The organism is Pseudoalteromonas luteoviolacea NCIMB 1944 (genome assembly GCF_001625565.1).
GTDB lineage: Bacteria > Pseudomonadota > Gammaproteobacteria > Enterobacterales > Alteromonadaceae > Pseudoalteromonas > Pseudoalteromonas luteoviolacea_F.
Genome location: NZ_AUXS01000052.1, coordinates 46,785 through 55,750, shown reverse-complemented (window position 1 = coordinate 55,750; position 8,966 = coordinate 46,785). Strand labels below are relative to the sequence as shown.

The window sequence follows — 8,966 nt, the reverse complement described above, 5'->3', positions numbered from 1 at the left end:
GTTACCGTTTGAATTTAAATATTACTTAGAACTCGTTGATTTGACGGGGCGTTGTATTCGCGAAGGTAAGCGCGGGTTTATCACAGACACTCAGCCCATCTTAGCAAGGCTTAACATACAACCAGAGAATTGGTTAAAACTAACCACTAAGTTTACCAAAGTCTTTAAAGGGTCAGTTGGCAGACCAGGCGCAAAACAAAAATACTGTGAGCATTTAAAGCTAAGGCGACGAGGCAATTTGAAGCAGTGTAGTGAATTGCTTGCTTAGTCCTTAATGCGCATTAAATACCGAAAATTAATTGTAACTTTTTAAAAGTTATATGGTTAGTTTCGTCTTAACCCCCTGAAAACATATAAAATTAAACAACATATCTGAGTAATCAACGCGAATTGAGTATTTTTAGAGGTTTATTTCTGTTTTGAAATTAGCAGGGGTGTTGCATTGGTATAAATAGATTTGGATGTCATGTTAAATTGTCAGCGCTGAGTTTAGTTCAGTAATTCATTACTCTGCTTCATCAATGTCAAACTTTCAGAAAAAGAAAAAGGTTTCTAAATATGAGAAGAAGTTAGGTTATCACGCGACTATGAGAGCTGGAATGGATGGGCTTTATGACCTAGCTCTTCATGAGATGGCACACACTTTTAATCAGACGGATCCGATAGGGCTGACAGGCCCGAAATTTCAAAAGCTGGAAGAAAAAAGGGCAGATTCATTCTTAAAAGAGATTAGGGGCTTTTAAATATGCGATTAAGTAGGGTTTTAATATTGCCGCTCGTTGTTGGTAGCACCTTAATGATGGGCTGTAAGGCCAAACAGCAATCATCGGAGAGCTTAAATACGGTGGATTCAGCTAAAATAAAATTCCATTACGTAAAAACGGGTTTGAGTAGTTCTAAAAAAGGTAAGCTCGAGAACCGTTATACTTTATCTGTTTATATGGATATTAAAAATGATGAGATTAATTTCGAAAGCGAAAGTGTAAACTCTCCGGGAATTGGTTGGCCCGGTAGTTATGACTTTTATCAAGAGTTGGATTGTGTTGAGTATTCGCACAAGTATTTATGTATTCCGTCAATCAAGCTGGCTATTCCAATTTCTAAATTTCAGTCAGAACGTCACTGGTCGCATAACTCTTTGAATTACTCAAATGGAGGGCTTCAAGATATCCCTACGCTGAGAGAGTTTGGAAAAGTTTTCGTTATAAATGCAATGCTGCAAAATAGTAGAGAGATAATATATACATACTATTTTACACTTAAGGGTGGCTTAGTAGCGTTCTCAAAAGGAGGGAGTCATGATACTTGGGTTCTCAGTGATAAAAATGAGTTTGGTGCCGGTGCTCTTTCACTTGGTAAATCCCTTGGCGTAAACTCTTGGACGGTAAACGACATCAAAAACTATTCTGTAATAAAAATGGTACGTTAGATGATTGTAAAATAGGCAGTAATTAGCAAGGGACAAATCAAGTTTGTCTCTTAGGTGGCAATATAAGCATGACATATATGGAAACTTCATTTATGTCATGTTAAGCAACTCCAACGAGGCAGTATTACTGCCTCGTTATATTTCACTTTAATACCTACTGGCCGGTTTCTTCTATTAACCGTTTGACTACTTCACTGAGTCAAATCGCTAATTCTATAGCAAGAGCTTATTTCAACTCACATAGACTTAAAGCGTTACTCGTCATTATCACGATTTCTACCTCAATTATCTTTAACTATAAGTTTAGTGTATAGGAATTATTGGTAGGCTAATGTCCTGCTAAAGCTTAATGCTCGCAGTTTTTCCATAAAAACTTCCGTTTAATAGAATTGATGAAGATACTTAAGATATTATGCTTTAATTCATTTTTATTTTTGTTAACATGGCAAGCCTTGCTTATAAGTTGTATAAGATCGCATTTTATACAGATTCAAATGGGTAAAACGGTTTTCTAGCTTGTCTATCAAGCGAATCATATAAGCATTGAAGGTGATGAGATTTTTGAAAGGGAGATTTGGTGTTGAATTACTTCTATATATCCAAACTCTCAATGTTTTCAAATCGATATGTTACTCGTGTTTTTAAAATGAAAACTGGTGCACAATCTACTTTATATCTAAAGGTTTAAATAATGATAAAAAAATTAATCCCAAGCGTAATATTTGCGTTTTCCCTTCTTACTTTCCAAGCTGCTGCGGAACAAAAAAATGATTTCAATGCAAAAATTACTCATGTCTATATAAATTCATATGATGACCTATTAATAAGAATTGATTCAAGCAGCGATTGGATTCGACTCGGTAAAGTTGGGGAGAAACGAGCTGAAATGATGTATTCTACAGCACTAGCTGCCAAGGTTGCCGGCGCGAATGTGTGGGTAAGGTACTGGGACTATTCAGATGATAAATATAGCGATATCAGAATTGTCTCTGTTCAGGGTTAAAGTATAACTTAGGCTCAACTTAATGCTTATTTCGTACTCATTTTCCTTTGTCTAAATATGCAGGTTATTCTGGAGTTTGACGAGAAGCGAAAAGAGTCATGAGATCGCCCTAATACTGCCTAATAGCACGGTATGGATACCGTGCTTTTTTGTATGCAGGTAATGGTTCTGGATTACATAAAATTAAGACAGCTGAAGAGCACGAAAGACGCAAACAGGAGCGTAACTTGCCAAGTTCTAAGTGCAGATATAATTTGTTGCTTACTGGTGACGGTGAAGTGATAGTCACAATAGAGTTTAATAGGCTAGAAGGGAGTTCTTTGCATAAGAAATCGAGCATTTAAAATAGTAGCTGATTGCATTTTAACCGAAATTTATTATATATGTTGAGTTTCCCTTATAAGTTCGAATTTTAAATATAGCCCTCGCTTTTGGGTGTGTTGTAAGGTAAGTTAATTTAATTTAAATTTAATTTTAATTTTTAACTCTTTTTTGTATATAATTTCAACCTTTATAAAAGGGTATGTATATGAGACTGTTAATTGTACTATTGGCGCTTTATAGTGGACTAAGTTTTGCGACACCAAGTCACACTGGAAAAATCACATCTGTATTATCTGGGCCTGTGTATGGTGATAAGTTATTTATAAAAGTTGAAGGTTCACTTATCAAAAAACCTTCCTGCCATACAAACACAAACTTTGATTATGTATTAGACACTTCAACTGCTGCAGGCGATAAGTATATGAGCTTGATCTTGACTGCGTATGCATCCGGAAAAAGCGTAACTATAACAGGTTACGATGGGTGTTCTATTTACACCGGTGTGACTAACTTTAGGTCAATTAACTTAAAGCAATGATAAAGGCAGTAAATCATCTTGATTAAGTGGCTAATGTTACTAGCCACTTAAGTTTTTTAATTAGTATAAGGCATAGTTAAAAAATAGTGTTTTAATAACCAGTACTTTATAAACTTCTTTCCACTAACAGCACTTCTACTTGCTCACGTACTGCACTTCAGATACACCTTCTTGTATGGGGAGTTTAAGGCTCTCTAAAAACTCAATGAGCGCTTGTTGCTCTTTTGCTGAAAGATTGTTGAAGTTGTCGAATTCTTTTTTCGCCTCACTTCCTTCGGCACCGTGCAACTGTATGGCTTCGAGCAAAGTCCTCGCTCGACCATCATGCATGTAAGGCGCGGTGTCACCGACCCCCCAAAGTGGTCGTGTTACATAGACACCAGGTTGAGCTGCATATCCCTTAGTATCAGTTGGTTGCGGGTAATTATCAGACAGTTTTTTGCCCATAAAATGAAGTTTCAAGTCACTGTACAAAGGTACTGAAGTCGAAGCCCCATTTTCGCTAAATAGCCTAGGCCACACATAATCTGGTACTTGGTTGTGGGCATATCCGGAGAGATTCAAATCAATTTGATAGTTACCTTCGGCTAAATGTTTGACGTGAGTCGTGTGAAGGTGCGGTAATGCGGTTTGATACAGTTTTTCAGGGGTAATTAGTGTATTTGAGCGAGTTAATGCTAACACTGACTGGTTTTGAAATGCATGCTCGATTTGTAGCATGGCTTCTTTCGCTGCACCAGAAAGTCGATCAGCTGGGTTGATCAGTTGTGCAACTTCACGGGGACAGGCTTCATCGTCAGGCACATCAGGAGGGGTCATTATGGTCAGTGTCGGGTTGTCTATTGTCAAACTAGAAGTGTGGCAGTTTATACAGCCAACCTGTTCAAAGAGCGCTTTACCAGGTGGCACTTGTGCGCTTTTGTCGTCGTAAACTGGCTGAATAGGCGGTCTAAACATACTGACATATGCTGTGAGAGCAGTCACGTTGCCTACTGTGATCTCATCAATAAGACCATCTTGGTCACAATCCTTGTTGCCAACTTTCTCAACAGCTTGAACGCTGAAGTGAAAGTCTAATGCGTCGCGAGCAAAGTGTCTGACCGTAGAGGAAATTCCACCCCATTGGAACGGGCGAACAACAAAGTCTTTCTGCACGCCGACAACTTTTGAAGTGTTTTCATCACAGTCATCAATTCCGCCCTTTTTACAGGTGACAGAGTAACGTCCGAATTTAATGCCTTTAGATGTCAATTGAATACTCTGAGTGTCGTTTCGATACAATCGAGCAACCATTTTGGTCGCTTCTACCTGAGCCTGTAATTCGGTTGTCATCTCCGTCGCTAACCGTTGGGTATAACCCGTACCGAATACATGAGGTGGATTGCGTACGAACTTGGTCATAACCGCTTTGGTGTTTGGATCAGTTCCCAGTAATTGATAGAGCTCTTCTGGAAACTGATCATTAATAAAAGCATTGCTGGCTACAGCAGCAGAGCCCCCTTGTGTCGCAGGTTTTCGAACCTGAGCAATCGTTTTAGCGTCGTTTGGTGTGTATTGTCCAATGGTATTGTGGCATTCAAAACAGCTTTGTGAATCAAGACCATTCACTCTTAAAAATGGCCACGCAGCTGGGTCTTTATCGGTACCACCCCGGTTATTCCATATGTACCTTTGCTTAGATCTAGGGCCCTGTGCGCCTTCGCCATGGCCATTGGCTGGGTCAAACGGAACATTAAACTGGTTTTGTCCAGCTTCAAGCAGTTCATTTAGAGAATATCCACCGGCTAGTAGCGTATCTTGATCTATACTCGGAACGCGCTGCGGGGTCTCATTTCCTCCTTTTGGGAAAGCGACGTAGAGATCCGGTGAAATTTTACGTATCCCAGAATCCGAAAACTGAAATGTGTTTGGCTCTTCAGGTTTCTCTTCATTGGTAAATATGTTGCAGCCAACAACTGTGCTTACTAGTATAACAGACATTGTGCCTAGCTTTAGCGTGGCCCTTGATGTGTTCAGACGGTGTTTCATCATAGTCCCTTGCTCATTGTGTCTCAAATCAAACTATTCTTGCCAAGAACAGCCCCATTCAAGCGTATCGCACCGCCTGATTTAAGGTATTACATCTTGTTACATTAAGTCCGTCCGCTGGTGTAATAAAGTGTAAGGTTAATTGACTGGCATTTTGATATATCGAGTCTAAGGTTTCGATGAGGTAAGTAGCAATCGAGGGGCGCGCATCTACTTTACCCGATACATTTTTGACAAAATTGGTGTTACTCAACAAGTACGCTACGTGTTGGTTAGTGTTTTGTTTGAACAGTCATTTTTGATCGTGTCAACGTGGTTCGCTCCTCATTTACTCCTTATGTACCGTCAAAGTTTGTTCGTAAAGTTACGCTCGATGTCTTTAGAGTTTGCATTGATCCATAGATGCGACTGGGGATGGCATTAAGTGGGTTTGCGACAAGCTAAACCCATAAAGGAATTATCATGATAAAACTTGTCAATGCTTCGCCCTTGCTAAAGGCAAAAAAGCTCATTAAACCTAAAAAAGTGGCTAGAGATGATCTCTGGACATTGGATGCTCTGCACGAGCATCTTAAATGGGCGGTTGATGTTGAACTGTATACAATCCCGTTTTATATGGCGGCAATGTATTCGATAAAGGATCAATCAACCGAAGCTGGGCGACTTATAAAGTCTATCGTTAACCAAGAAATGCTGCATATGCAAAGTGCTGCCAACATCGCCAATGCCTATGGGACAGAACTTCAAATATGTGCCCCAATGTACGGAGGAGAGATCCCACATCTAGACTTTGACTTAGATACACCCAACCCCAAAGATATTTACTACCCTTATTCAACCGCCATTGGTGCTTTTGATATTCAAAGATTAAATACCATGTGCATCATTGAGTATCCGGATTGGTCAGCGCCGGATAGCACACAGGTATCCGATGAGTATGGTTCAATTGGTGAGCTGTATAGTGCAATAGCAAACGGTTGCTATCATTTAAGAGAATGTATTCAAGGTAACCATAAACAAATTAATCATTTTGAACGCTTCTATCCGGATACGCAGTTGACCATTACAGAGTCTCGTGAACAGGGACTTCCTCAAGTGAATAACCTAATCAATCTGATCGTCGATCAAGGGGAGGGCGTTGCCAAGGATGCACAATATGTCCCTCCTGAATATCAGAATCGTGTTGATGACGTTCAACCAACGTGGGATCACTACGAGAAGTTTACTTATATGCTCAAGCAGCCACTGCCCGAAACATTTGCAATAGAACCCTATGGCGAGCGGCAGAAAAAATTACAGGAAATTCAACTTTCTCACTTCAATGAGTTTCTGTTGATTATGAATGAAACATTCACCACAGGTAACACGCCCAAAGACTTTGCCACTGTGATGTACAAAAATGGCGCGGCGATATCCGCGTGTTGGCAAAACGGTGTACTACCTGTTTTTTCGATGTCCAATGAATCATAAGGAACATGAGTATGTCTAAAACAATATTTAGAGTTCATCCAGCCATTGGCATTGCACGTGTTGGAAACAGTGAAGAATATTACCTTGCGCCAGAGTCTATCGCGGCGTTACCTCAACCAGGAAAGCCTGAAGATAAAACAAAGGGCGGATTGCCGCTCGACCCAGATACTGGAGAGGTCATCAAAAGTAGCCAGCTGAGAGATCAACAAGGAGCATTTAAGCGACAAGCTGCACGTTTTAGAGTCTTTGCATATAGCGACCTTGATAAGCCAAGCTACCCCGAACAGGCTTCTGAACAAGAAGTGACAATAGGGTCTCAGATCCAAGGGAAGACAGTTAAAAATATTAAATGGTGTGTGCACTTAGCCAATAAAAAATCGGCATGGTTTGTCAACGACGATGATCATGGTGTTGTTGCTTATGAAAACGGAAACTTTCCAGTATTAAGAAATTTACCTGAAGGCTTAGACCCCTACAATGAGAGCCGTTTGCGCCGTTTGGTAATTGATGCTGGACCAAGAGTGGTCGATCAAAACAATGATCTTGCACAGTTCGACAGTGAAAGCCACACACAGGCAGCATATTTAAAAGGTGCCGAAACAGTCAGTGTTGCAGATTACCCATTTTCCTTTCCTTTTATGCACTTTGACCATTTAGATATTCCAAAAAAGGGTGAAGACACCAAGCTCTGTACAGGAAAGCCGCTTCAAAAAAGTAGAGAAGCAAGGGGGATAACCAGCTTAGGAAACGTGCTAACAGACAGTTGCGGTAGGCTAATCGTGGCGGGTGGCTATGGTAAAGCAGTTGGTTGGCGGCTTGATAGCAAAGATAATCCCGTTCCCATTGATGGGCCGGTTAATAATGACCAATGGTTTGACGACACATCGGATGGTCCTGTAACAGCAGTGATTGAGTTTGAAGATGGCTCTTGCGAAGAAGTTTTTGGCGGCTGGGTTGTTGTAACAGATCCGAGTTACGCACCTCAAACCTTAAACGTAGTATCACTTTTTGATGAGGCGTATGACACGTTTGTGAGAAAGTTAAACTTGCAACCTGATGTGTTTTGCAATGGTCGCTTTAACCCTGAGTACAAACCTGCATTTGATGATCACATCAAACCTATTTTTAAAGCGACAGGGCAGCAACTTTGGAATGCCTATCTTCCGGAAATTGCGATACAAGCACATAAGTCTGTAGATGAGATCACCGCAAACGATGATCCCGACACGACAATTCTTGCTGGTTTAGCCTATATCCGCCAACCTAACCCCGGTACTGAGGCGACGTGGCGATCACAGTCAATTGACGAAGGTGCGCCACTTATGCCGTTATCGCTCGGGGATTCGAGCGAAGCGGGAGGAAAGCCATTTTTGACACCAACGGTTACGCAATATCAGTTCTTACATAGTTGGTCAAATCACAATTATGTAGAGAGCTACACGCAAAAGTTAGGTGAAGGCGAATATCTCGACCGAGCTACATTGCAAAATTGTCTGGGAGGTCGGTTTAGCCCTGGAATTGATATGACATGGATCATTAGAGAAACAGCCATGTATCAGGATTGGCAGACTGGCGCCGGTCCATTTCGGATAAAACACAAACCACTTAACTATGCTGCGATAAATAATGCCAATACAGCGTTTTTAGGGTTAGGTTGGATACCAAGGCATGAAGGTGTTGAGCATTTAGGTTTGGAACCAGGAGACGCGACTAAGTTTATGGCGTTGCCTTGGCATGCCGATTACAACTCTTGTGCAATTCACCAAACGTCTCCCAACGACTTGAATTCAGAAACCCTTTATTGGTCTTGGCCGGCTCAGCGCCCTGTAACCGTATATGTTGCGCATGACTATGATATTAATGCCAAAGATCTACCTGCACAGCGATACTCCGTTAGAGGAAAAGGAACTTACCCACTGGAGAATACGCCAACTGATAAACATGATTTAGCCAATGCCGGTCGCTTTTGGGAATACCGAGAAATGTTGACTAAATGGGATGATATTGGCGTTGTTGTTCAAGGTACTGTCATTGATGACGGCAGGGAGTATTCAGAGCATGTTTATCTCGAAGTCGAAAGTATGCTGCATGGGGATGAGCCTGAGTTAGCTGCGCCTAAACCATGGCCTTTGATAGGTGGCAGCGGTACTGCGACTCGCAAGAAGTAAGGAGAG

At 41.1% G+C, this 8,966-nt stretch carries 6 protein-coding genes and 1 pseudogene; 6 read left to right on the top strand and 1 reads right to left on the bottom strand.

Going from position 1 to position 8,966, the window contains the following annotated elements; all coding sequences use genetic code 11:
* The 4 genes and pseudogenes from N483_RS27535 to N483_RS19360 all read left to right on the top strand — a co-directional run.
* A pseudogene (locus N483_RS27535) lies at positions 1-268 on the top strand (transposase); the annotation flags it as partial.
* Between the two features lie 477 nt (positions 269-745).
* Positions 746-1,429, top strand: coding sequence for a hypothetical protein (locus N483_RS19370; RefSeq protein ID WP_023399079.1), 684 nt, complete (start codon positions 746-748; stop codon positions 1,427-1,429).
* 691 nt (positions 1,430-2,120) lie between these two features.
* Positions 2,121-2,432, top strand: coding sequence for a hypothetical protein (locus tag N483_RS19365; protein WP_023399080.1), 312 nt, complete (start codon positions 2,121-2,123; stop codon positions 2,430-2,432).
* A 529-nt stretch (positions 2,433-2,961) separates the two neighbouring features.
* Entirely contained in the window at positions 2,962-3,294 is a 333-nt protein-coding gene (locus N483_RS19360) for a hypothetical protein (protein ID WP_023399081.1), read from the top strand.
* Between the two features lie 135 nt (positions 3,295-3,429).
* Here the strand turns inward: N483_RS19360 and N483_RS19355 are convergent, their stop codons facing one another.
* Positions 3,430-5,274: a di-heme oxidoredictase family protein gene (locus N483_RS19355; protein ID WP_196764417.1), complete on the bottom strand. Its 1,845-nt coding sequence runs from the start codon at positions 5,272-5,274 to the stop codon at positions 3,430-3,432.
* 510 nt (positions 5,275-5,784) lie between these two features.
* Between N483_RS19355 and N483_RS19350 the strand changes: the two genes are divergently transcribed.
* Together N483_RS19350 and N483_RS19345 are read left to right on the top strand one after the other, a co-directional pair.
* On the top strand, positions 5,785-6,792 hold the full coding sequence (locus tag N483_RS19350; protein ID WP_023399083.1) for a ferritin-like domain-containing protein: 1,008 nt from the start codon (positions 5,785-5,787) through the stop codon (positions 6,790-6,792).
* Between the two features lie 11 nt (positions 6,793-6,803).
* Positions 6,804-8,960 (top strand): LodA/GoxA family CTQ-dependent oxidase, encoded by a 2,157-nt coding sequence (locus tag N483_RS19345; protein WP_023399084.1) that lies wholly within the window; start codon positions 6,804-6,806, stop codon positions 8,958-8,960.
* Positions 8,961-8,966 lie beyond the last annotated feature (6 nt).